The organism is Sinorhizobium psoraleae, from assembly GCF_013283645.1.
Lineage (GTDB): Bacteria > Pseudomonadota > Alphaproteobacteria > Rhizobiales > Rhizobiaceae > Sinorhizobium > Sinorhizobium psoraleae.
In genome coordinates this window covers 871,994-895,637 of the sequence record NZ_JABEKV010000004.1, presented here as the reverse complement: position 1 = coordinate 895,637, position 23,644 = coordinate 871,994, and the positions used below count along the sequence as shown (strand labels likewise).

Sequence of the window (23,644 nt, the reverse complement as noted above, 5' to 3'; positions counted from 1 at the left end):
GGATCGATGCAAGGTCACCGCGTTGTTGACGGTCATCCCGTTCAGGCTTGGCGGCCGGTCGTGTCCGGTTCCACCAATTTCCGATAGAGATGCCATGTGGCGTGGCCGAAAATCGGCATGATGACGGCCAAGCCGACGAAGACCGGAATCGAGCCGATCACCAGGCCGGCTGCAATGATGAGACCCCAGCAGGCGATCGGTATCGGATTGGTAAGCGTCGCCCGGATCGAGGTCTCGACGGCGGCGACGGCGCCGACGTCGCGGTCAAGCAGCAAGGGGAATGAAACCACGCTGATCGAGAGCACGACCACGGCGAAGACGAAGCCGACGGCGTTGCCGATAAGAATGAGGTTCCAGCCCTCTTCGGTGCCGATAACGCTGTTCCAGAAGGCGGAAATGGAAGCCGGTGGCACGGTTCCGAAAATCATCTCATAAAGCGCCTGGGCGACCAGAAGCCATGCAATGAAGATAACGAACAGCACGGCGGCGACCGCCAGAATCGAAGGCAGCGCCGGCGAGCGATGAAGCCGCAAAGCGTGCGGCCATGAGGCGTCCATGCCCAATTCACGGCGCCGGCTGATCTCGTAGAGGCCGATTGCCGCGACAGGACCGATGAGGGCGAAGCCGGAAGCAAGCGGATAGAGCAGCGGCAGCATGTTTGCGCCCGCGCTCCAGGTTATCAGTACTGCACCGGCGATCGGGTATATCAAGCACAAGAAAACATAATGCGACGGCTTCTCGCGAAAATCATTCAGGCCGAGACGCAACGCATCGAACACATCCGCAATGCCAATCTTTCGTATACCGGGATGCGAGACGCTCGCATTCGCCCCCGACAGGACATGGAAGGTTGTCATGGCTCACACTCCTCAACGAACCAGAGCGGCCACGGACGCGACAACGGCGAAACTAGCCGCTGTCAACCGCGACCGGCATTTCGATTATACAGAAAATGAAGCCTCTGTCGCCTGCGCCTTGACTTCGGCGCTTTTCACCTCCAAATCGCGGCAATTATGAAGGTTTCAGAAGCTGACATCCTGATCGTCCCGGGCTACACCAACTCCGGCCCCACCCATTGGCAAAGCCGCTGGGAGCGAAAGCTTTCGACGGCGCGCCGCGTGGAGCAGGCGGAGTGGTCGAAGCCTGTGCGCGAGGACTGGGTGGCGCGGATGGTCGAGGCAGTCAATGCCACGAAGAAGCCGGTGGTCATCGTCGCGCACTCCCTGGGCATCGCCACGGCGATCCACGCTCTGCCGCATTGCGCGAAGAAGATCGCGGGCGCCTTCCTGGTCGCGCCGCCGGACGTCGCCAATCCCAAGATCCGCCCGAAGCATCTGATGACTTTCGGCCCCTACCCGCGCGACCCGCTGCCCTTCCCGTCGCTGATGGTGGCAAGCCGCAACGATCCCTTCGGATCCTATGAACACGCCGGAGACATCGCCAACGCCTGGGGCTCGTTCCTGGTCGACGCCGGCGAAGCCGGGCATATCAATGCCGAATCCGGCCACGGCCCGTGGCCCGAGGGCACGATGGTCTTTGCCCAGTTCCTTAGCCGGCTGCAGCCATAAGCGGCATGGAAACCGCCCGCAGCATTAATCCGAATTTCATTGCTGCGCATCATGATCGGCTGGCAACTCTCAGGATCCGGGATAAGTGACCGAGCCGCGGGAACCAATCGATACCGGCAGTGGGCCGACGACACACGACAGCTTGGCACCGGCCGCAATGGATCAATTGCCGGCGGGCGTCATTCTTGTTGATAGTGGCGATGTGATACGCGCCGCCAATGCCGCCGCGCTCCGGATGCTTGGGCGGACCGCCGAAGAACTTGCCGGCGCACCAGTTGCCGCGTTTGTTCATGGCGAAGATCTTCCAGCAGTCGTGCACGTCGAGGAAACGCAGCAATCGAAAGAGCCGGCGGTCGTCCGGTTTCTCGGTGCGTCCGCCACGCTTTCCATGCTCGTCTCGCGGGTTTCTCTGCCTGCAGCGCGAGGAGCCGACGCCAGGACGTTGCTGGCGATGCTCCCGGTTGACAGCCTGGTTTCGGAAATCGGCAGTCTACGCAAGGACGAAACGCGCTGGAAATATGCCCTCGACAGCGCATTGGAAGGTGTCTGGGACCACGACTTCCAAACCGGCAATCTGTTCTATTCTTCGACCTGGCGACGTCTGCGTGGTTTGGCGGATGACGCAGAGGTCGATGGGACGCTGGAAAAATGGATTGAAAACGTCCATCCGGATGACCGCGCGCACGTTCTTGCCTGCATCGAGCGTCAGGATTCGGGCGAGGCCCGGTTCAACACATTCCAGTATCGCGAGCGCCACGCGGACGGGCGCTGGATCTGGATCGAAAGCCGGGGCGCGTCGGTCGCTTACGACGCCGACGGCAAGCCGTGCCGCATCATCGGCACCGATACCGATATTACGGCGCGCAAGGAGGCGGAGGCCCGCCTCGAGGAAGTTTCGCGTCGCCTGCAACTGGCGCTCGATATTTCGAGGATCGGCGTCTTCGAGCACAATCTGGATACCGGCGTTTCGCACTGGGACGAAGCCATGTTCAGAATGTATGGCCTTGAGCCCACCGGCGAAGCGCCCTCGTCTGCCGGTTGGGAAAGCTTTCTGCACCCGGAGGACAAGGCCGCCGCGATCAAGCGCGTCAATGACGCGATTGCCAGCGGCACGCCCTTCACCAACGCATTCCGAATCATAAGGCCCGATGGCGTCGTTCGCCATATCCGCTCGAACGCCGCTTTCCACACCGACCTGAATGGCGCGAGGAGGCTCGTTGGCGCCAATTGGGACGTTACCGACGACATCGCCCTGCAGGAGGAACTGAGGCGGGCAAAATCCTTCGCCGAGGCGCGCAATTGCGAACTGGAGGCTGCCCGCGTCAGCATCGAGTACAACGCGCTTCACGATCATCTGACGGACTTGCCGAACCGCCGCTATCTCGATCGGATCCTGACCGAAGCGCGCGTCGTCAACGCCATTCTTCATATCGACCTGGATCGCTTCAAGCAGATCAACGATACACTCGGTCATCAGGCCGGCGACGCAATGCTCGTTCATGCGGCGACCTTGCTGAGGTCACATGCCGAGAAAGACGATTTCATCGCGCGTATCGGTGGCGACGAATTCGTCATCGTGTGTCGCAGCGGCCGGGATACAACGCAGCTCGCAGAGCTTGCCGGGCGCATCATCCAGGCCTTCCGCCGTCCCGTCCCCTACGCCGGTCAATTGTGCCGCCTTGGCGCGAGCATCGGCGTCTCACTGGACGAAGCCAGGTTGACCGATCCCAGGCAGCTCCTGATGGACGCCGACATCGCGCTTTATCGCGCCAAGAGCCTTGGCCGGGACCGGTTCGAGCTCTTTTCCGACGAGATGCAGAACCAGATCCTGACCGCAAAGCGGATCGGTGACGAGCTCCGCGAAGCCCTCGAAAAAAGGCAGTTCGTTCCCTTTTACCAACCCCAGTTCGACGCCCGCACTCTGGAGATCACGGGCGTCGAAACCCTGGTGCGCTGGGACCATCCGGAACGCGGGGTCTTGGCGCCCGTGCAATTCCTCAAGGTCGCGGAAGATATCAATCTTCTGGCCGCAATAGACCGGATGGTCGTCGAAATGGCCTATGCCGACTTCCGCGCATGGCAGCGGCAGGGGCTCGCCGTTCCCAAGATTTCGGTCAATATTTCCTCACGCCGCTTGCGCGACCCTCAGCTCGTGTCCGACCTGCGGGAGATGGACATCCCCCGTGGCGTCATGTCGGTCGAATTGCTCGAATCGATCTTTCTCGACGAGTTCGAGGATGAAGTTGCAGAAACGATCGCCGCTCTCAATGACCTCGGCATAGATATAGAGATCGATGATTTTGGTACCGGCCACGCTTCGATCATCGGGCTTCTGAAGCTCAACCCGGCGCGTCTGAAGATCGACCGTGCACTGGTGGGGCCGATCCCGGAAAGCAGCAAACAGCAAAAGCTGGTGCGCGCCATTATCGACATCGGCCATTCATTGAATATCAAAGTCGTCGCCGAAGGCGTCGAAACCTGGGCCCACGCGGCGCTTCTCGCCGATCTCGGCTGCGATTTCCTGCAAGGCTACGTGCTGGCGAAGCCAATGAACCGGCAGGATTTCGAGACGTTTGCCAGAGGCGGTTTTAACGTGCCGCGCGGATTTTCAGATGCCCGCAGGATGCGGTGATGCAGTACTTTGAATTACTGCATGTACAGGCCTTAGCATAAAAAATGCCGCCCGATTTTTGCTGCCGGGCGGCGTCGCGTCACTTTCGCGGATTGCGAGATCAGTCGTTCTGAAGCTGCTCGACCGCCTGGGCGAGAAACTCGAGCATCCGCAAGCGGATTTCGTCTTCCGACTGTGCGATGCCGGCTGCATCGAAATCGGCCTTGAGCTTGCGTACCACATCCTCGTGGCCACGTTCCTCGAGATCGGCAGTGACGATTTCCCTTGCATAGGCTTCCGGATCGGCCTTGTTCAAGAGGCCTGCGGCCCAAAGACCGAGCAGCTTGTTGCGGCGCGCCTCCGCCTTGAACTTCAGCTCTGCGTCCAGCGCAAACTTGGCTTCGAAGCCCTTCTCGCGATCCTGCATCGTTGTCATAAACTAATCTCCCTCAGAATTCCTTGCCGGAAACAGTTATCGCCATAAACCAAAACACCACTGAAAGTGCAATGCGAAGTTTTCGTCTTTGGTGACTTTCATGATACCCTAATCTAAATCGGGGGATGGGAAGATACGCCGATTGTGAAATGCGTTCTTTTCAGATATGGACCCGCTGAGAAAATTCCAATTGCGCGACCCAAGAGCGCCACCAACCAACAGAGATAAAATCCATGAATCGTCGCCGCCGTATCTACGAGGGCAAGGCCAAGATCCTATACGAGGGTCCGGAACCGGGCACGCTGATCCAGTTTTTCAAGGATGACGCGACCGCTTTCAACAAGAAGAAGCATGATGTCATCGACGGCAAGGGTGTGCTGAACAACCGGATTTCCGAGTACATCTTCACCCATCTGAACAAGATCGGCATTCCGACGCATTTCATCCGCCGCCTGAACATGCGCGAGCAGTTGATCAAGGAAGTGGAAATCATCCCTCTCGAGATCGTCGTGCGCAATGTCGCCGCCGGTTCGCTCGCCAAGCGCCTCGGTATCGAGGAAGGCACCGTGCTGCCGCGTTCGATCATCGAGTTCTACTACAAGGCCGACGCGCTCGACGACCCGATGGTGTCCGAAGAGCACATCACCGCCTTCGGCTGGGCAAGCCCGCAGGAACTCGACGACGTCATGGCGCTTGCCATCCGCATCAACGATTTCCTTTCCGGCCTCTTCTTGGGCGTCGGCATCCAGCTCGTCGATTTCAAGATCGAATGCGGACGCCTGTTTGAAGGCGACATGATGCGGATCGTCCTTGCCGACGAGATCTCTCCCGATAGCTGCCGTCTCTGGGATATTGAAACCAAGGAAAAGATGGACAAGGACCGGTTCCGCCGCGACATGGGCGGTCTCGTCGAAGCCTATCAGGAAGTGGCGCGCCGCCTCGGCATCATCAACGAAAACGAGCCGCCGCGCGGTTCCGGTCCGGTGTTGGTCAAGTAATTCGGGGAATAAGCAAAGTGATCAAAGCACGTGTAACCGTGACGCTCAAGAACGGCGTTCTCGACCCTCAGGGCAAGGCAATCGAGGGTGCGCTCGGTGCGCTCGGGTTTGACGGCATCGGCCAGGTTCGTCAGGGCAAGGTCTTCGATCTGCAGATCGAAACGGCGGACAAGGCCAAAGCGGAATCCGACCTCAAGGCCATGTGCGAGAAGCTGCTGGCTAACACCGTGATTGAAAACTACACCATCTCCCTCGCCTGACGGTGGGGGAATGGCTTCGCTGGTGATCGGCTGGTCGCCTCCTCAAGTCCTTTTAAGCGGCTCCAGCCGGATTGACAGCCAGCGTTTCCACTGCGCATTGAAACCGCCTCGGAGTGCTTAGGCGCCGAGGCCAAGGCAAGGTATGTACGTCCCATGAAGTCTGCCGTCGTCCAACTCCCCGGTCTCAACCGCGATCGCGACATGATCGCGGCGCTCACCAAGATCTCCGGCCACAAGCCGGTGACCGTTTGGCAGACGGAAACGGAAATTCCTGATGTCGACCTGATCGTCATACCGGGCGGCTTTTCGTATGGCGACTACCTGCGCTGTGGTGCGATTGCCGCGCGGATGCCGGTGATGCAGGCGATCAAGGCGAAGGCCGATCAGGGGGTGAAGGTTCTTGGCGTTTGCAACGGCTTCCAGATCCTGGTTGAAGCGGGCCTCCTGCCCGGCGCGCTTATGCGCAATGCTTCGCTGAAATTCGTCTGCCGCGAGGTCAAGCTCGAAGTTGCCAATGCCGACACGGATTTCACGCGCGCCTATTCGAAGGGACAGGTCATCCGCAGCCCCGTTGCCCACCACGACGGCAATTATTTCGCCGACGCCGAAACGCTCGAAGCGATCGAGGGCAATGGTCAGGTGGTGTTCCGTTACGCCGAAGGCACCAACCCGAACGGATCGATCAACGACATTGCCGGCGTCATGAATGCGAAGGGCAACGTGCTTGGGATGATGCCGCATCCGGAAAACCTGATTGAAGCGGCACACGGCGGTTCGGACGGCCGCGGCATTTTCGCCTCCGCCCTTGACGTAATCGCTGCTTAACCTTCACCCTGATAAAAGACGGCCTCCCGCCACCGACCGACGATCGAGACCGCCGATGCATCCAATCTCCTTCGCACGCTTCTCCGCGCTTGCCTGCGCCGTTGCCAGCCTTGCGCTCGTTGCAGGCTGCCAGTCGAGGACGCCAGCTGCGCCAGCTGCCAGCACCGCGGCTCTCCCGACGATGGAGCGCGTGGCGCTCGGTGCCAATAGCTGCTGGTTCAAGTCGGGCGATGCCGCCTTCAAGGCCTATCGCCTCGCACCGGAGCTGAATTCCTTCTCCGGCCGCCCGCGCATCCTGATCGTACCGCGCAAGTCGCCGGAGGCGCGTCCGCTTGCCGTCGTCCAGGCAGAGGGGCACCCTGCCCGCCTGCAGGCTTTCGGTCCGCTTCTCAGCGAACCGGTGGGCGCGCGCATGACGACGGATGTCCGGCGCTGGGCCGCCGGCGGGCAAGGCTGCAGCTAACAGAGCGCGGCGCGGACCGCCTGCCACCGCATGCAGCAATTCAAAGCGCTACCGTGAGCTTAGTTGTCTGAAAGGACGCGCGGCGCTGCGGAGTGCTTTACCGCCAGAAGGGCATGGCTCCTTCCCTGCGTGCTTCCTCTTCGCTAACGCCGATATCCTTCAATTGATATGCGCTCAATTCTTCCAGCGCGAGCCGGCTTCGCCGTTTCGCTGCCAGGGAGCAATAGAGATACCATAGCTTGGCAAATACCCCCTCTCCCGCCGGCGCCGCGATGCTGAAGGTCCTTTCATCGCCGCTGCTGATAACATCCACTCTTCGATCGTGTAGAGATTCAATTGTATCAATTGCACTCATTGTAGATGCCTTTGTCTGGATTGATCTCATTGTCTTGAGATAATTGACACGGTACTTGAGGCAATATAGATAATTGTCACTATGACAACTTGGCTGCCCGATATACAGCAGGGCCAAGGCCCCCTCTACGCCCGGATCGCCGATCAGATTGAACAGGCAATCGGCAGCGGCGCCCTGCCGGTGGGGACGAAGCTGCCGCCGCAGCGCAATCTTGCCTTTGACATCGGCGTGACGATCGGCACGATCGGCCGGGCATACAACATCGTCCGCGAACGAGGCCTCGTCAGCGGCGAAGTCGGCCGCGGCACCTATGTCCTCGACCGCCCGGAAAGCCGTCCGCCCGAACAGGCCGATCCTTTGACGACGTCCTTGGCTGGAACGCGGCCGATCAATGCGCCGGCGGGCAAGTTGCGTTTCGACAGCACCGCTGCGCCGGACGTTGGCCAGGGTGACATTCTGGCCAAATTGCTGGGCGACATCAGCCGCGAGCACCATGGAGACATTGCGAGTTATGCCCGCAATTTCCCGGACGACTGGTTCGAGGCTGGCTGTCAATGGCTCGCACGCGGCAACTTCCGCCCCGTGCCCGAAAGCATTGTGCCGACGCTCGGCGCTCATGCCGCAGTCATCGCCGTGATCTCGGCAGTCACCTCCCCCGGTGATCGGATCGCTTTCGAGACTTTGACCTATTCACAGGTCAGCCGCAGTGCGGGCCTGATCGGCCGGCGGACAGCGCTGATGGAAGGCGACGAATTCGGATTGATTCCGGACGATTTCGAGCGCGTCTGCGCCCAGCAACATCCGAAACTCGCCTTTCTCATGCCGAGCGCCCAGAACCCGACTGTCGTCGCCATGCCGTTGGACAGGCGTCTTGCAGTCGCGGAGATCGCGCGAAAATACGGCGTCTGGCTGGTCGAGGATGAGGTCTATGGTTCGATGACGGGCGATCGGTTGCCCTTGATGGCGGAGCTGGCGCCGGAGCGGACCTTCCTCGTCGGAGGCCTGTCGAAGTCCGTGGCTGCCGGCGTGCGGGGCGGCTGGGTCGCCTGCCCACCGCATTTCAGCCAGCGGATCCGCATCGCGCACAAGATGGTAAGCGGCGGTCTTCCCTTCATTCTCGCCGAGCTTTGCGCTCGGCTGGTCCTGTCAGGCGCCGCATCCGCCTTGCGCAACCGCGCCGTCGAGGAAATTACCGCGCGCGAAGCGATGGCACGCGAAGTCTTCTCCGGTTTCGAGTTCAATTCCCACCCGAGGGTGCCCTTCCTCTGGCTGAAGCTGCCTGACCCCTGGCTCTCGGGAACCTTCAAACAGGCGGCCCTGCAGGAAGGAGTCCTCATCGACGACGAGGATGAGTTCAAGGCGGGGCGCGCCGACCGTGTCTTCCACCGCATCCGCGTCGGCTTCTCCTCGCCGCCTGAGCGGTCCGACGTGCAGAGAGGCTTTCAAATCCTCAAGCGACTGCTCGACAGCGGCCGCACCGGTTACGACAGTTTCGATTAAATCACTTTTTTGAAGATGACTTTCGCGCAAGCCACGGCAATCTACTGTCGTTCCGTGTGCTGCGTAAGATTGATTCGGCTTGAAGGATTTCTGCATGACGCGTCCACGCTCGTTCGCCGGTCGGGGCAGGGTCTACCAGTTCGCCGTCGCCTTGATCTTTTCGACCGGGCTCGCGGCTGGGGCATCGCAAACGAAGGCGGCGGAAGGCATTTTCGATGAGATGCGTTTCGGTGCGACGGCGTCGATTGGCAACGGAGACAATCACGAAAGCGGCGTCTTTCCGTCCTTCACGATCTTCTTTGATCCTTTCGCAGCCGACAGCGCCACCGGTATTGTTGAAAAGATCCTGAGGCCGCGCGTACATGCCGGCGCCTCGATCGCAACCTCGTCGAGCGGCGTGAACGAGGTCTACGGAGGCCTTAGTTGGAATGCCGATCTCACCGAACGGTTCTTCGTCGAACTCGGCCTCGGCGCCACGGTTCATGACGGTGACTTGAATGATGACGGCACGAGCGGACCGAAGCTCGGCTGCCGTCTGCTGTTTCGCGAATATGCGGCCGCAGGCTACCGCTTCGACGACCACTGGAATCTCTCGGCCACCGTTGAACATGCCTCGAATGCGGATCTTTGCAACGGCCCCAATGATGGCCTGACACGTGCGGGCCTGATGCTCGGCTACAAGTTTTGACAGCACGAATTTCCCGCCGCCGGCTCCCGATGCCCGTTCCGGCGCACTGTTGATCGAGCTTATTTTTCTGTCGCGCCGCGCCGCAGCATAGGCTAAAGAAGCCGCAAAGCGCCCCTGCAGCGCGCCGCGCGTCTTATCACACGTGCAAAAGTCGCTGTAGCACTTTGAGTTGCTGCATGTTTCGTCCTTGAATCGCTGCGATTTGAGGACACATGCAGTTGTGTCTGTTGCGGTTCACACGCGCCGTGTCCCTTTGGAAGGGTTGCGCGCCGCCCGAAGGATTGACGGTCGACGATGACGATTTCCAACACCCGCCCCATCACCCCGGACCTTATCGCGTCGCACGGGCTTAAGCCCGACGAATACGATCGCATCCTGAGCCTTATCGGGCGCGAGCCGACCTTCACCGAACTCGGCATTTTCTCGGCGATGTGGAACGAGCATTGCTCCTACAAGTCTTCGAAGAAATGGCTGCGGACGCTTCCGACCAAGGGGCCGCGCGTCATACAGGGGCCGGGCGAAAACGCCGGCGTTGTCGACATCGATGACGGCGACTGCGTCGTCTTCAAGATGGAGAGCCACAACCACCCTTCCTATATCGAACCCTATCAGGGAGCAGCGACCGGTGTCGGCGGCATCCTGCGTGACGTCTTCACCATGGGTGCACGCCCGATCGCCGCAATGAACGCGCTGCGTTTCGGCTCGCCGGACCACCCGAAGACCCGCCATCTGGTCTCCGGCGTCGTCGCCGGCGTTGGTGGCTACGGCAACTCCTTCGGCGTTCCGACGGTCGGCGGCGAGGTCGAGTTCGACGCGCGCTACAATGGCAACATTCTTGTCAACGCCTTTGCCGCCGGCCTCGCGAAGAGCGACGCGATCTTCTATTCGAAGGCGGAAGGTGTCGGCCTGCCGGTCGTCTATCTCGGTGCCAAGACCGGCCGCGACGGCGTCGGTGGCGCGACCATGGCGTCGGCCGAATTCGACGAGTCGATCGAGGAGAAGCGCCCGACCGTGCAGGTCGGCGATCCCTTCACCGAAAAATGCCTGCTCGAAGCCTGCCTCGAACTGATGCAGACGGGCGCGGTGATTGCGATCCAGGACATGGGCGCGGCGGGCCTTACCTGCTCTGCGGTCGAGATGGGTGCCAAGGGTGATCTCGGCATCGAACTCGATCTCGACAAGGTGCCGGTGCGCGAAGAGCGCATGACGGCTTACGAGATGATGCTTTCCGAAAGCCAGGAGCGCATGCTGATGGTGCTGCGCCCGGACAAGGAAGAGGAAGCCAAGGCGATCTTCGTCAAGTGGGGCCTCGATTTCGCGATCGTCGGCAAGACCACCGACGACTTGCGCTTCCGCATCCTGCATCAGGGCGATGAAGTGGCAAACCTTCCGATCAAGGAACTCGGCGACCAGGCACCCGAATACGATCGTCCCTGGATGCCGGCAACGGCCCCCTCGCCGCTCGCCACCAACGACATCCCGCAGACGGACGTCGCCGAAGCGCTTCTCAAGCTTGTCGGTTCCGCCAACAACTCGTCGCGTCGCTGGGTGTACGAGCAATATGACACGCTGATCCAGGGCAATTCGCTGCAACTGCCGGGCGGCGACGCCGGCGTTGTCCGCGTCGAAGGTCATGAGACGAAGGCGCTGGCCTTCTCCTCCGACGTGACCCCCCGCTATGTCGAGGCGGATCCCTTCGAGGGCGGCAAGCAGGCCGTGGCCGAGTGCTGGCGCAATCTCACGGCAACCGGTGCGCTGCCTCTTGCCGCGACCGATAACCTGAACTTCGGCAATCCAGAGCGTCCGGAGATCATGAGCCAGTTCGTCCATGCGATCAAAGGCATCGGCGAAGCCTGCCGCGTGCTCGAATTCCCGATCGTTTCGGGCAACGTTTCGCTCTACAACGAGACCAACGGCCAGGCGATCCTGCCGACCCCGACCATCGGCGGCGTCGGCCTTATCAAGGACTGGTCGAAGATGGCGCGCATCCGCTTTGCCGCCGCAGATGAGACGATCCTGCTTGCCGGAGCGCCGGAAAGCTGGGGCAGCCACATCGCGCAGTCGGTTTACATGCGCGACATCCATGGCCGCACCGATGGTCCGGCACCGCATGTCGATCTCGCGCATGAGCGAAAGGTTGGCGATTTCGTTCGGGGTCTGATCGAGGCCGGCCTTGTGACGGCGGTGCATGATTGCTCCTCCGGCGGCCTCGCCCTCGCGGTGGCGGAAATGGCGATGGCGTCCGCAATCGGGGCGACGGTCGATGCTCCGGCGGGGCATGACCCCATTCCGGTTTTCTACGGCGAAGACCAGGGTCGTTATGTGGTGACCGTTGCTGCCGGCAATTTCGACGCGGTGCAGGAGCAAGCGAAGGCTGCAGGCGTTTCGCTCGCGGTCATCGGCAAGACCGGTGGCGATGCCGTCAAGCTCGGTGACGCAGGAGCGGTCGCGATCAAGGACCTGTGCTCGGCACACGAATCCTGGTTCCCCGATTACATGGGCGGCGATCTTGCGCCGGACAATTGATGCATGTCGCGCAAAAGTGTGCAGCGGTTTTGCGATAACGATATGCATGAACACAATGACCTAAGCCTGTGCGTGAATTCTTTTTCACGCGACGGGATTTAGGCGCGAAGACTTCCTGAACGAGCCGATTCAGCATTTGCTTTCCGCACCTGAATCGTGGTTCCCTGAAAACATGAAAGGCGCCGGCAGTGCTGCCGGCGCAGAAAATAAAAGGGAGTTGGCGTATCATGCCCATGACACCAGGCGATATCGAAGACATGATCAAGGCCGGGATTCCCGGTGCAAAGGTCACGATCCGCGATTTGGCCGGTGACGGCGACCATTATGCCGCCGAAGTCGTGGCCGAAGCGTTTCGCGGCAAGACCCGTGTGCAACAGCACCAGATGGTCTACAACGCGTTGAAGGGCAATATGGGTGGCGTGCTCCACGCACTCGCCCTCCAGACCAGCGCGCCGGAGTGAGTTGGAATGGCGGACCTGATCAAGGAGCTTGTCAGCGGTGTCGTTGACAGCGCGCTGAAGGAGATCCTGAAGAAGACCGGCGCAAGGCGTAGCACGACGAAGCGGACGAAGCGCCGGACCAGGAAAGCCGCGTCGGGCGGCCTGCTCGCGGAGATCATCGAAGCCGCCGTGCGCAAACCGGCGAAGAAACAGGTGAGCCGTCGCCGCACGGCGGCTGCCAGGAACAAGCTGCGCCGCCGGTCCGCCTAGGCCGAGTGGTATCGAAGCCACATTTTGAGGGGCCATCAATATTTGTTGTGATTGGGTGGTGAAAATCACCCGCACGCATGCTATCTAAGCCCCAATCGACATCCGGTCCTTGAAGCCGGCGCAGGAAGGAAGACAAAATGAGCGGAATTCACGATTTCATCGACAACGAAGTCAAGACGAACGACGTCGTTCTCTTCATGAAGGGCACGCCGCAGTTTCCGCAGTGTGGCTTCTCTGGCCAGGTTGTCCAGATCCTCGATTACATCGGCGTCGACTACAAAGGCATCAATGTGCTTGCCGATGCGGATCTTCGCCAGGGCATCAAGGACTATTCCAACTGGCCGACCATTCCGCAGCTTTACGTGAAGGGCGAATTCGTCGGCGGCTGTGACATCGTACGGGAGATGTTCCAGGCCGGAGAATTGCAGTCGCATCTTCAGGGACAGGGTGTTTCCGTGAAGGGTGCCGCCTGACCCGAGCGGCGTCTTCTGAAATATCGGGAAAGGCGGGCGACCGCCTTTTTTGATTCTGACGCTCCATTTCGATTGTCTAATTTCTAATGTGCTTCTTGAGCGGGCGGGCAAATTTCCGGTCGTCGGAAGCGTTCTGGATAGCCGGACATCAGCTGCCCTGCGACGTGCATGGTTCCACCAAAGGGCCACAGAGCGGGTGCCGCTCGCCCGGACCTCCGCTCGCGGCTCGTTCTGACGCGGGAGCGCGTCCTACCACCACCGACACGCCGGCCGGTGCCACGCTGGCCGTCGAACGTCAGCCAGTTCCGGAGGCATGATCCGGAAAGCACCGATCGCATCGCTCGGGTCAATCTCGGCTCTTGTCCGAATAGTGCGAAAATTCAAGGCGTTGTGCTCTCGCGTTCGGAGGGCAAATACAGTTTTAGATTCCGATGCCCGCCCGCGGCCATCAGCAGGACATGTGACATGACCAGGCCCATTGATCAGACCGCCACCCTCTCGGGACTGACGAAGTTCCAGTTCATTGCGCTGATGGCGATGCTGATGTCGATCAACGCGATCTCGATCGACATCATGCTGCCGGGATTGCAGGAAATCGGCGCGAGCCTTGGGGTCGCCGATGAAAACCATCGGCAGTATGTCATCACCGCCTACCTCATCGGCATGGGCTTTGCGCAATTGTTCTTCGGCCCGCTATCCGACCGCCTGGGCCGGAAAGGGCCGCTATTGGGCGGGCTCGCGCTCTACGGCCTCTGCGCGCTTGCGATCGTGTTCGTGCCCACATTCACGGCGCTCCTGTTCCTTCGTTTTGTGCAGGGCGTCGGCGCGGCCGCAACTCGCGTCATTACTGTCTCCATCGTGCGTGACGTCTATGGCGGCCGTCAGATGGCGGAGATCATGTCTCTGGTCATGATGATGTTCATGATCGTTCCCGTGATCGCGCCGAGCATTGGTCAGTTGATCATGCTCTTCTCCGAATGGCACATGATCTTCGTCGTTATCGCGCTGTTCGCAGCGACGATCTCCGTCCCCGTAGCCCTCAGCCTTCGCGAAACGCTGGCGCCGGCTAACCGGCGCGCCTTCACGGCTTCAGTGATACTGGAAGGCTTCCGCATCGTGCTGACGAACCGGCTGGCACTTTTCTACACGCTGGCGACGTCCGCTCTCCTTGGCGGACTTTTCGGCTTCGTCAACTCGGCGCAACAGATCCTTGTCGGCATCTACGGTCTCGGGATCTGGTTTCCGGCGGTCTTCGCAGCCTTCGCCGGCATGATGGCGATCGCCTCCTTCACCAATTCGCGTCTCGTTCAGCGATTCGGCATGCGCGCTCTCTCGCACGCAGCACTTCTGGGCTTCACGCTGGCAAGCTTCATCTGGCTGTCGGTGTCGCTGATGGGACCGCTGCCGTTGCCGCTCTTCATTATCCTGCACGCAGCGACGATGTTCCAGTTCGGGCTGATCGCGGCGAACTTCAACGCCATGGCGATGGAGCCGCTCGGCCATGTGGCCGGAACCGCGTCCTCCGTCCTGGGCTTCACGCAGACGATCGGCGGCGGGATCATCGGTGCATTTATCGGTCAGGCCTTCGACGGCACCGTGACGCCGCTTGCCGCGGGGTTTTTCACAGTAGCCATTCTCGCCGTCGCATTCGTGCTGATCGCCGAGGGCGGCCTGCTTTTCAGACCGCACAACCCGGCCGGTTAGCCTGAAACGCGGCGTGGAGGCGTCAGCCGCTTCCTCCACCCGCCGGTCCGATTTCTCCTCTCAAGCTCTTCTCACGGATATTCAACAATGTCCTCCGTTTCAGAAAAATCTTCCATTCCCCAACAAGCCGCGTATGTCGACAGTGCCTCGGGCGCCGGACGCATCCATATGGGCTTCGCCGAGTTCATCGTGACGATCGCGCTCATGACCGCCAGCGTCGCGCTTGCGATTGACAGCATGCTGCCCGCGCTTCAGAGCATCGGTCAGTCATTCGACGTCGCAAATGCGAACGACGCACAGCTTGTCATTGGCATCTTCCTGCTCGGATTCGGCCTGTCGCAGATTTTCTTCGGCAGCCTTTCCGACACCTTCGGCCGGCGCATCGTGTTGCTCGGCGGCCTGGCCTTCTTCACGCTCACCTCGTTCGCCGCCTCGCAGGCCACGAGCTTCGAAGCGCTGCTCGTGATGCGCTTCGTGCAGGGTGTCGGTGCAGCCGCCATCCGCATCACGACGATGGCCATCGTTCGCGACTGTTTCGGCGGCCGTGAAATGGCGCGAGTGATGTCGTACGTGATGATCGTCTTCATGATCATTCCGATCGTCGCTCCTTCCCTTGGGCAACTGGTGATCGTCTCTGCGAGCTGGCACTGGATCTTCATCCTGATCGGCGGCATTGGTGCCGTCCTGTTCATCTGGGCACTGACCCGGATGAAGGAGTCCCTGCCGCAGGAGGAGCGCCTGCCGCTTTCGGTCGGCGCCGTCCTCTCCGGCTTCCGCACGGTACTGACGAACCGCATAACCTGCGGCTACATGATCGGGCTTACGCTTTTCTCCGCGGTGATCTGTGCTTACATTGTCAGCGTTCAGCAGGTCTTCGGAGAGGTCTACGGTCTTGGCGATTGGCTGCCGATCGCTTTTGCAGCGACGGCGGGCGGGATTGCAGTTGCCAATTTCGCCAACGGCTTCTTCGTCCGAAGCTTCGGTATGCGCCGCATCTCGCATGCTGCCATGGTTCTCTTCACGCTGCTTGCAACAATCGGCTATGGGATGTCGCTCGTCGGCACGCCGGCCTTCGCGATCAGCTACCTGATTTTCTCGATCCTGCTGATGTTCTTTGCCGTCATCGCCACGAACTTCACCGCCATCAGCCTTGAGCCGATGGGGCACCTTGCAGGGACGGCAACCGCGATCACCGGCTTCGTCTCGACCACGGGCGGGACACTACTCGGCGCTGCCGTCGGCCAGCTCTTCAATGGCACGCTGCAGCCCCTGTTCGGTGGCTTTGCGCTGTTCGGCCTGTTCACCATTCTCGCCACGCTTTGGGCGGAGAACGGCAAGCTCTTCACGCATCCCGGCGACAAGGACATGGCGCATGATCACGGAGGCGGCGGCCACATGTAAGAAAGGCCCGCTCGGACCATCCGGGCGGGCCTTTCCATTTTTTGTGATCGTGCGAAATCGCTCAGACCGTGAAAACCTCGCGCCGCAGGGCTTCCCAGCTCTCCTTGTCGGTCGCCAGAAGCAGGCCGCCATTGGTGTGGGCAGGCAGATAGCGGGAGCCGTCGAAGCGCGCCGCATAGGCGCCCGCCTCTTCGGCAATCAGCGTGCCGGCCAGATGGTCCCACGGCATCAGCTTCTGGTACATCAGGAAGTGTACATGACCACCGGCAAAGATCCGGTATTCATGAGCCGCGCAACGGTAGCTGGTGGCGATCCTGACCCTGGCCAAATTGCCCATGACGATCCGGCGGTCATCTTCCTTGTAGAAGGCCGTCGAAGCACCGCCGACCATGGCCTCGAGCGGCACGCCCGCAGTCACCGCCAATTTCTCCTGCGATCCGTCCGGCCGGCACAGCCAGGCGCCAGCCCCTTTCTCGGCAATGACCCAATCGTTGCCAAGCGGATCATAAATGATGCCGGCGACGGTCTCTCCCTTGGCGACCACGCTTGCCATGACGCCGAAGAGCGGCAAGCCGGCGGCGAAATTGAAAGTTCCGTCGATCGGATCGACGACGATTGCGAGATCGGCATCGGCGAGCTTATCAAGCAGTGCCGGGTCAGCGGCAACGGACTCCTCGCCAATGAAAACAGCGCCCGGCGCGATCGCATCGATCTTGGCCTTGATGAGCCTTTCCGCTGCTTCGTCGCCTTCTGTGACGAGATCGATCGCCTCCGACTTCATGCGCACATCGCCGGCGCCAAGATTGCGGAACCGCGGCAGAATTTCCTTGACCGCCGCCTCCTGCAGAAGGTTGGCGAGTGCGGCGATGTCGACGGATTGGCTCATTCTTTGGGCTCCGGGGAAAGGGATTGGAAATCGAAAAGCTTTGGATCAAGCAGGTGCGACGGGTTCACGTGGCCAAGCGCGCGCAGCATCGTGTCCTTGCGGCCGGGCATGCGCCGCTCGAGGTCGGCAAGCATCGCTTTCATCGCATTGCGTTCGAGACCGTCCTGCGAGCCGCAGAGGTCGCAGGGGATGATCGGAAATTCCATGGCCGCCGCGAACTTCGCTAGATCGTCTTCCGCTGCATAGGCAAGCGGCCGCAGCACCATGAGATCGCCTTCGTCGTTGAGAAGCTTAGCCGGCATCGACGCGAGCCGCCCGCCATGGAAGAGGTTCATAAAGAAGGTTTCGAGAATGTCCTCGCGATGGTGGCCGAGGACGAGGGCATCACACCCCTCCTCCCGCGCGATGCGATAGAGATTGCCGCGCCTCAACCGCGAGCAGAGCGAGCAATAGGTCGCGCCGGTCGGCACCTTCTCCTTTACGATGGAATAGGTGTCGCGGTATTCGATGCGGTGTTTGACGCCGATCGAGCTCAGATAGTCCGGCAGGATATGCTTCGGAAAGTTCGGCTGGCCCTGATCGAGGTTGCAGGCGATGATCTCGACCGGCAGCAGACCGCGCCATTGCAGATCCATCAACAGAGCCAGCAGACTGTAGCTGTCCTTGCCGCCGGAAAGGCCGACGAGCCAGCGTCTGGCACCCTTCAACATGTCGAAATCGTCGAGCGCCTGACGGGTTTGCCGCAGCAGGCGCTTGCGGAGCTTATTGAAGGAAACCGAGGACGGCATCCGCGCGAAAAGCGGATGAGCATCAAACCCGGTCTCTTCGTCGTCCGCGGCAATGTTCACCGTGTCGTACTGGGACGATGCTGAAAGTTCCATGGCAATGGTCTCGGAATATGCAGGCAAGGCGCCCGGAAGCCTGGACCAGCACTTGCCCTGTCCGGCCTCGAAGATCAAGGGAAAACGGCTTTGAAAGGGATTATCAAGGACCGAAGACGGACCAGCCGGTGCGCGCGGCGAGCATTTCGAGCGCCAGCGAACCCAGCAGCGAATTGCCGTTCTCGTTGAGCCCGGGTGACCAGACTGCGACGGAAGCCTTGCCTGGCGCGACGGCCAGAATGCCTCCGCCGACGCCGCTCTTGCCGGGCAGGCCGACCCGATAGGCGAAGTCGCCGGAGCCGTCATAGTGACCGCAGGTCAGCATCAGGGCATTGATGCGGCGTGCGCGTTGGCGCGAAACGACGGAATGTCCCGTCAACGGATTCGTGCCGCCGGCTGCCAGGAACAGGCCGGCCTTGGCGAGCTGCGCGCAGGTCATCGCCAATGCGCAATGATGGAAATAGACGCCGAGTACATGCTCGGCCGGATGATCGAGTTTGCCGAAGGAACGCATGAAATTGGCAAGCGCGACATTGCGGAAGCCGGTTGCCGTCTCCGAGCGCGCTACCTCGTGGTCGATCACAATCGTGTCGTCGTCGGCAAGATAGCGGACGAACTGCACGATTTCGCCGATCAGCTCCTTGGGCGTGTGGCCTGCAAGGATAAGGTCGCTGATGGTGATCGCGCCGGCATTGATAAAGGGATTGCGCGGCTTGCCACCTTCGTGCTCGAGCTGCACGATCGAATTGAAGGCCGAGCCCGACGGTTCGCGCCCGACGCGGTGCCAGATATTCTCGCCGTGCTTGCCAAGCGCCAGCGTCAGCGTAAACACCTTGGAGATGCTTTGGATCGAAAACGGCATCTCCGCATCGCCGACCCGATATATCTCACCGCCGGTGGTGACGATTGCCATGCCGAAACGGCGGGAATCGACGCGTGCGAGCTGCGGAATATAGTCGGCCACCTTGCCCTCGCCGAGGCGCGGCGTCAGTTCACGGTAAATGTCATCGATGATCGCCTGCAGGTCTTGCGGCGCTTTTTGCTCCGGCATGCGGCATTCCTCGACACTGATTGATCGGCATCTTCGTACAAAAAAACCGCCCGTCTCCGGGCGGTTTTCGAAAGCTCAAGGCAAAAGCCCCGGATTAACGCGAATAGAATTCGACGACCAGGTGCGGTTCCATGACGACCGGGTACGGAACGTCGGTGAGAACCGGAACGCGGACATAGGTCGCGACCATCTTGTTGTGATCGGCATCGATGTAGTCCGGAACGTCGCGCTCAGCGAGCTGTACGGATTCGAGAACCGAAACGAGCTGCTTGGACTTTTCCTTGACTTCGATGACGTCGCCCGGCTTGCAACGGTAGGAACCGATGTTGACGCGGACGCCGTTGACCTTGACGTGGCCATGATTGACGAACTGGCGCGCAGCGAAGACGGTCGGAACGAACTTTGCGCGGTAGACGATCGCGTCGAGGCGCGATTCCAGCAGGCCGATCAGGTTTTCCGGAGTGTCACCCTTGCGGCGCGAAGCTTCGGCGAAGATCGCACGGAACTGCTTTTCACGGATGTCGCCGTAGTAGCCCTTCAGCTTCTGCTTGGCGCGCAGCTGCACGCCGAAGTCGGAAAGCTTGGACTTGCGGCGCTGGCCGTGCTGGCCCGGGCCGTATTCACGACGGTTGACCGGGGACTTCGGACGGCCCCAGATGTTTTCGCCCATGCGGCGGTCAATTTTGTACTTGGACGATTCGCGCTTGCTCATCGCATTTCCTTTCAATCAGTTACACCGGCTTGTTGCCAAGCCGGATCAAGGAAACACGCCCTCCTCTGAACCCATTTTGGGAGTTCTGACAGGCCTCTTACGATCACGCGGACGCAAGAAACCACGGGACATGTCAAATGAAACACCGGGCATCGCTGCCCGGCGTTGGGCGGGTCTTTACGCACCGATTGCTGATTTGTCAACGTAAAAGCGGAAAGTTTTACGCATGCGGCCTTTCGCGAGAACGCTTACTCAGCGGCTGTGCGTTCGGCATTCCCGATATCCGGACCGTTTGCATCGCCCGGCGCGGTTTCGCTCCCGAGATCGGGGAAAGCAACGATGCGCTTGCCGGAGAAATCCGCGTGCACCACGACGAGTCCGTGCTCCTCGAAATAGCCGAGCAGCCGGCGTGCGCGGCGGGCGGAATGGGTTCCGTAGGCCCGCGCGATCATCGCGTCGGAAGGACACGGCAGGCCACGCACTGCCGCCTGCGCCATCATCAGAAACACCGCTTGCAGATCCTCGGTTACGCGGTCGGCAAGCCGGAGCGCCGATGCCCATGTCTCTGTCGCAGCCGTCTCGGCATCGACGCCGGACCGGGCGACGGCCATCTTGCGGCGGAAGGCGCTCAAAGAAAGTGCAGGCCCCGGTACGCGGCGGATACGGCAACGAACGAGAAAGTCCTGGAAGAGTTCGGCGTCCGGCCGGAACGCCGCGTCCGGATTGGCCAGGATCTCGGCGAACAGGCTGTCGAGCAGCGCTTCGCGCTCCTCCTGCGACATTTCCGACTGGGCAGGTTTGATTTCGACCGTTGCCAAGGGCTCTGGGCGTGGCCGTGACAGTTCGGCGAGGATATCGGTCGCCGGACGTGGCTGCGGAGCCGGCCGGCGCACGATCGGCCGCGTCAACTCTTCGGGATCCGGCGTGAAGATCAGGTCCTCGACGTCCTGCGGCGCTTCCGGCAGCGGCATCAGCTTCGGACTGGTGGAGCGGGCGGAGGTCTCGACGGAGCCGATCGTCACCTTCAGCGGCCGACGCGACAGCGCAGGCCCGAGCGCGACGAAAGAGCCGCGTTTCAGGTCGCGGAACATCTCGGCGGTGCGGCGGTCCATGCCCAGGAGATCGGCGGCGCGCAGCATGTCGATGTCGAGAAAGGTGCGCCCCATCAGGAAATTCGAGGCCTCGGCCGCGACGTTTTTCGCGAGCTTCGCCAGGCGCTGCGTGGCGATGACGCCGGCGAGCCCCCTCTTTCGGCCGCGGCACATGAGATTGGTCATCGCGCCAAGCGACACCTTGCGGACATCTTCCGAGACATCGCCGCCGACCGATGGCGCAAACATCTGCGCCTCGTCCACGACGACGAGAACAGGATACCAGTATTCACGATCGGCATCGAACATAGCATTCAGGAAGACGCCGGCGCTGCGCATCTGCTGCTCGACATCGAGCCCTTCGAGCGAAAGGACGCAGGAGACGCGGTGCTGGCGGATGCGCGTCGCGATGCCGATGAGCTCCGCGTCCGTGCGCTCGCCCTCGATCACCACATGGCCGAACTTGTCGGCGAGCGTGACGAAATCACCTTCCGGATCGATGATGCACTGCTGCACCCATGGGGCGGACTGTTCAAGCAGGCGCCGCAAGAGATGCGACTTCCCGGAGCCGGAATTGCCCTGCACCAGGAGGCGCGTCGCCAGGAGCTCTTCGATATCGAGCGAGGCCGAAGTCCCTTCGGACGTCGTTCCCATGTCGATGCCGACTTTCATCCGTACCTCATCAAAGAATGCATTCTGCCCCAACGGGACAACCGTGGGCACGTATCAGCGTCTAGCACCCTTCCAGGCGCTTTGCTCGGCGCAATGGGCGAAACCCACAGATGTTTACCTGATCGTCAGTCCAAAGCCTTGCATCAGACGGCGCGTGGCGAAGTCGGGCCTGCCGCTGGTGAATATCGCCGGGTCCTCGCCGTTCAACGGCTCGAAACCGTTCGGCAGCGGCACGAGCGAACGGGCGCGCCGCGCAATCGCCTCTGCCGGATCGAGCCAATCGACCGGCCAAGGCGCCAGCCGCCGGAAAACGTTTGCCATGAAGGGGTAATGCGTGCAGGCGAGCACGACGATATCGGTCTTCTCCCCGTCCCTTTCGACGAAACATGGCGCGATCTCGGCTAGGACTGCCTCGTCGTCGAGTTTCTCGCCGCGAATATAAGCTTCCGCCATGCGCGCCAGGTTTTCCGAGCCGACGAGCCGCACGTGGCATTGCGACGCAAAGGACTGGATGAGATCGCGCGTATAGGCGCGTTTGACCGTGCCGGGTGTGGCCAGAACCGAAACCAGCCCCGAACGCGTCCGCTCCGCCGCCGGTTTGATCGCCGGAACCGTGCCGACGAAAGTCATCTGCGGATAGGCCGCGCGTAGATCCGCTCCGACAAGGGTGAAGGCGGTGTTGCAGGCGATGATGCAGATTTCCGGATGGTGCGCGGCGAGCAGTTCGCCGAAGAGCGTGATCACGCGCTCCTTCAACGCCCCCTCTTCCCAGCCGCCGTAAGGGAAACCGGCATCGTCAGCGACGTAGATGAAATGCCGCTCCGGCATCAGCACGCGCGCCTCGCGCAGCACCGTCAGCCCACCGATCCCGCTGTCGAAGACGAGTATGGGTTTCAGTTCACTCGTTGTCACCGCCGCCTTGCACTTTCCTGCTGCGCCCCGCCGGCGCACCGGAGCCACGCGGATTTTCGCGGGTGAACCGATCGAGCGAAGAGATGACGCCGCGCAGCACCTGGATTTCGGATTCGGTAAAGGATGGTCTCGTCAGAACAGCGCGGAGATTTTCGACCAATTTCGGCTTTTTGTCGGCGGAGCGGAAGTAATTGCGTGCCTCCAGCGCCTGTTCCAGATGGTCGAAGAGACCTTGCAGGTGTTCCTTGGTCGCCGGACGTTGCCCGATCGCCTGGAAGGACGTTTCGTCTTCCGATTCCATGCCGGTCTTCATCCACTCATAGGACATGAGCAGCACGGCCTGCGCGAGGTTCAGCGAGGCGAAAGCCGGGTTGACTGGAAAGGTCACGATCTCGTCGGCCAACGCCACTTCCTCGTTGGTGAGGCCAGTGCGTTCGCGGCCGAAAATGATGCCGACCGCCTCCCCGCCCTTGAATCGTTGGCGCAGCGTGCGCGCCGCGATGATCGGCGAACGCACGGGCTTGTAGCCGTCACGGTCGCGGGCGGTGGTGGCGTAGACGAAGTTGAGATCGGCGATCGCCTCCTCGAGCGTGCCGTAGAGCTTGGCGCCATCGATGACATGATCGGCGCGGCTTGCTGCCGAACGCGCCTTTTCGCTCGGCCAGCCGTCGCGCGGGTTGACGAGGCGCAGTTCCGACAGCCCGAAATTGGCCATGGCACGCGCCACCATGCCGATGTTCTCGCCGAGTTGCGGATAAGCGAGAATGATCGCGGGACCTTCCGTCAAGAGTTCGCGCTCGCTGTTGGTACCTGCCATTGCCTATGCCTTCGCCTTCTGTTCGGCGTTTCCCTCGCACAATCGGTCAAGAATTTAAAGGCCACCGTTCACCGCTCGCAGGACGGCTATCAATAATGTGAGCC

Annotated in this window: 24 protein-coding genes; 14 read left to right on the top strand and 10 right to left on the bottom strand. The window is 61.1% G+C overall.

Features of this window, described 5'->3' with window-relative positions:
• Positions 1–41 precede the first annotated feature (41 nt).
• Positions 42–857 carry a DUF2189 domain-containing protein gene (locus tag ILFOPFJJ_RS25275; RefSeq protein ID WP_173513270.1) on the bottom strand — a complete coding sequence of 272 codons (816 nt, stop codon included), beginning with the start codon at positions 855–857 and terminating at the stop codon, positions 42–44.
• Positions 858–1,013: 156 nt separating this feature from the next.
• On the opposite strand from ILFOPFJJ_RS25275, the gene ILFOPFJJ_RS25270 reads away from it, so the two are divergent.
• Both ILFOPFJJ_RS25270 and ILFOPFJJ_RS25265 read left to right on the top strand, forming a co-directional pair.
• Entirely contained in the window at positions 1,014–1,568 is a 555-nt protein-coding gene (locus ILFOPFJJ_RS25270) for an RBBP9/YdeN family alpha/beta hydrolase (RefSeq protein ID WP_173513269.1), read from the top strand.
• 85 nt (positions 1,569–1,653) lie between these two features.
• On the top strand, positions 1,654–4,200 hold the full coding sequence (locus ILFOPFJJ_RS25265) for a sensor domain-containing protein (protein WP_173513268.1): 2,547 nt from the start codon (positions 1,654–1,656) through the stop codon (positions 4,198–4,200).
• Positions 4,201–4,300: 100 nt separating this feature from the next.
• On the opposite strand, the gene ILFOPFJJ_RS25260 is transcribed toward ILFOPFJJ_RS25265, so the two are convergent.
• Positions 4,301–4,615 carry a DUF1476 domain-containing protein gene (locus ILFOPFJJ_RS25260; RefSeq protein ID WP_173513267.1) on the bottom strand — a complete coding sequence of 105 codons (315 nt, stop codon included), beginning with the start codon at positions 4,613–4,615 and terminating at the stop codon, positions 4,301–4,303.
• A gap of 233 nt (positions 4,616–4,848) precedes the next feature.
• Between ILFOPFJJ_RS25260 and purC the strand changes: the two genes are divergently transcribed.
• The 4 genes from purC (at position 4,849) to ILFOPFJJ_RS25240 (ending at position 7,161) form a co-directional block, all read left to right on the top strand.
• Positions 4,849–5,613, top strand: coding sequence for a phosphoribosylaminoimidazolesuccinocarboxamide synthase (gene purC, locus ILFOPFJJ_RS25255; protein WP_173513266.1), 765 nt, complete (start codon positions 4,849–4,851; stop codon positions 5,611–5,613).
• 17 nt (positions 5,614–5,630) lie between these two features.
• Positions 5,631–5,873, top strand: a complete 243-nt coding sequence (gene purS / locus ILFOPFJJ_RS25250) for a phosphoribosylformylglycinamidine synthase subunit PurS (protein ID WP_173513265.1) — start codon at positions 5,631–5,633, stop codon at positions 5,871–5,873.
• 153 nt (positions 5,874–6,026) lie between these two features.
• Positions 6,027–6,698: a phosphoribosylformylglycinamidine synthase subunit PurQ gene (gene purQ / locus ILFOPFJJ_RS25245; RefSeq protein WP_173513264.1), complete on the top strand. Its 672-nt coding sequence runs from the start codon at positions 6,027–6,029 to the stop codon at positions 6,696–6,698.
• Positions 6,699–6,753: 55 nt separating this feature from the next.
• Positions 6,754–7,161: a hypothetical protein gene (locus ILFOPFJJ_RS25240; RefSeq protein WP_173513263.1), complete on the top strand. Its 408-nt coding sequence runs from the start codon at positions 6,754–6,756 to the stop codon at positions 7,159–7,161.
• 97 nt (positions 7,162–7,258) lie between these two features.
• Here ILFOPFJJ_RS25240 and ILFOPFJJ_RS25235 read toward each other — a convergent pair whose 3' ends face one another.
• Positions 7,259–7,516, bottom strand: coding sequence for a DUF1127 domain-containing protein (locus tag ILFOPFJJ_RS25235; protein WP_173513262.1), 258 nt, complete (start codon positions 7,514–7,516; stop codon positions 7,259–7,261).
• Positions 7,517–7,597: 81 nt separating this feature from the next.
• Here ILFOPFJJ_RS25235 and ILFOPFJJ_RS25230 point away from each other — a divergent pair, with 81 nt between their 5' ends.
• The 8 genes from ILFOPFJJ_RS25230 (at position 7,598) to ILFOPFJJ_RS25195 (ending at position 16,518) form a co-directional block, all read left to right on the top strand.
• On the top strand, positions 7,598–9,016 hold the full coding sequence (locus ILFOPFJJ_RS25230; RefSeq protein WP_173513261.1) for an aminotransferase-like domain-containing protein: 1,419 nt from the start codon (positions 7,598–7,600) through the stop codon (positions 9,014–9,016).
• Positions 9,017–9,110: 94 nt separating this feature from the next.
• Positions 9,111–9,704 (top strand): acyloxyacyl hydrolase, encoded by a 594-nt coding sequence (locus tag ILFOPFJJ_RS25225; RefSeq protein WP_173513260.1) that lies wholly within the window; start codon positions 9,111–9,113, stop codon positions 9,702–9,704.
• Positions 9,705–9,998: 294 nt separating this feature from the next.
• Positions 9,999–12,230, top strand: a complete 2,232-nt coding sequence (gene purL / locus ILFOPFJJ_RS25220) for a phosphoribosylformylglycinamidine synthase subunit PurL (RefSeq protein ID WP_173513259.1) — start codon at positions 9,999–10,001, stop codon at positions 12,228–12,230.
• Between the two features lie 227 nt (positions 12,231–12,457).
• A complete protein-coding gene (locus ILFOPFJJ_RS25215; RefSeq protein ID WP_057248940.1) occupies positions 12,458–12,691 on the top strand; it encodes a BolA family protein in 234 nt (77 codons plus the stop codon).
• A 6-nt stretch (positions 12,692–12,697) separates the two neighbouring features.
• Positions 12,698–12,940 (top strand): hypothetical protein, encoded by a 243-nt coding sequence (locus ILFOPFJJ_RS25210; RefSeq protein ID WP_173513258.1) that lies wholly within the window; start codon positions 12,698–12,700, stop codon positions 12,938–12,940.
• Positions 12,941–13,077: 137 nt separating this feature from the next.
• The gene (grxD, locus tag ILFOPFJJ_RS25205) at positions 13,078–13,413 is read left to right on the top strand and encodes a Grx4 family monothiol glutaredoxin (RefSeq protein ID WP_173513257.1); all 336 of its coding nucleotides are present in this window, start codon (positions 13,078–13,080) and stop codon (positions 13,411–13,413) included.
• A 465-nt stretch (positions 13,414–13,878) separates the two neighbouring features.
• Positions 13,879–15,117: a multidrug effflux MFS transporter gene (locus ILFOPFJJ_RS25200; RefSeq protein ID WP_173513256.1), complete on the top strand. Its 1,239-nt coding sequence runs from the start codon at positions 13,879–13,881 to the stop codon at positions 15,115–15,117.
• A gap of 87 nt (positions 15,118–15,204) precedes the next feature.
• Positions 15,205–16,518, top strand: a complete 1,314-nt coding sequence (locus ILFOPFJJ_RS25195) for a multidrug effflux MFS transporter (protein WP_173513255.1) — start codon at positions 15,205–15,207, stop codon at positions 16,516–16,518.
• A 61-nt stretch (positions 16,519–16,579) separates the two neighbouring features.
• On the opposite strand, the gene ILFOPFJJ_RS25190 is transcribed toward ILFOPFJJ_RS25195, so the two are convergent.
• The 7 genes from ILFOPFJJ_RS25190 to ILFOPFJJ_RS25160 form a co-directional block, all read right to left on the bottom strand.
• On the bottom strand, positions 16,580–17,404 hold the full coding sequence (locus ILFOPFJJ_RS25190; protein WP_173513254.1) for an inositol monophosphatase family protein: 825 nt from the start codon (positions 17,402–17,404) through the stop codon (positions 16,580–16,582).
• A complete protein-coding gene (gene ttcA, locus ILFOPFJJ_RS25185) occupies positions 17,401–18,285 on the bottom strand; it encodes a tRNA 2-thiocytidine(32) synthetase TtcA (RefSeq protein WP_173513253.1) in 885 nt (294 codons plus the stop codon). Before ttcA ends, ILFOPFJJ_RS25190 begins: the two co-directional genes overlap by 4 nt.
• Positions 18,286–18,388: 103 nt before the next feature.
• A complete protein-coding gene (locus tag ILFOPFJJ_RS25180; RefSeq protein ID WP_173513252.1) occupies positions 18,389–19,336 on the bottom strand; it encodes a glutaminase in 948 nt (315 codons plus the stop codon).
• Between the two features lie 94 nt (positions 19,337–19,430).
• On the bottom strand, positions 19,431–20,048 hold the full coding sequence (rpsD, locus tag ILFOPFJJ_RS25175; RefSeq protein ID WP_173513251.1) for a 30S ribosomal protein S4: 618 nt from the start codon (positions 20,046–20,048) through the stop codon (positions 19,431–19,433).
• Positions 20,049–20,296: 248 nt separating this feature from the next.
• Positions 20,297–21,811, bottom strand: a complete 1,515-nt coding sequence (locus ILFOPFJJ_RS25170; protein ID WP_173513250.1) for a helicase HerA domain-containing protein — start codon at positions 21,809–21,811, stop codon at positions 20,297–20,299.
• A gap of 114 nt (positions 21,812–21,925) precedes the next feature.
• Positions 21,926–22,723 (bottom strand): glutamate racemase, encoded by a 798-nt coding sequence (gene murI, locus ILFOPFJJ_RS25165; RefSeq protein WP_173513249.1) that lies wholly within the window; start codon positions 22,721–22,723, stop codon positions 21,926–21,928.
• Positions 22,710–23,540 (bottom strand): RNA methyltransferase, encoded by an 831-nt coding sequence (locus ILFOPFJJ_RS25160; protein WP_173513248.1) that lies wholly within the window; start codon positions 23,538–23,540, stop codon positions 22,710–22,712. Before ILFOPFJJ_RS25160 ends, murI begins: the two co-directional genes overlap by 14 nt.
• Positions 23,541–23,644: the final 104 nt, after the last annotated feature.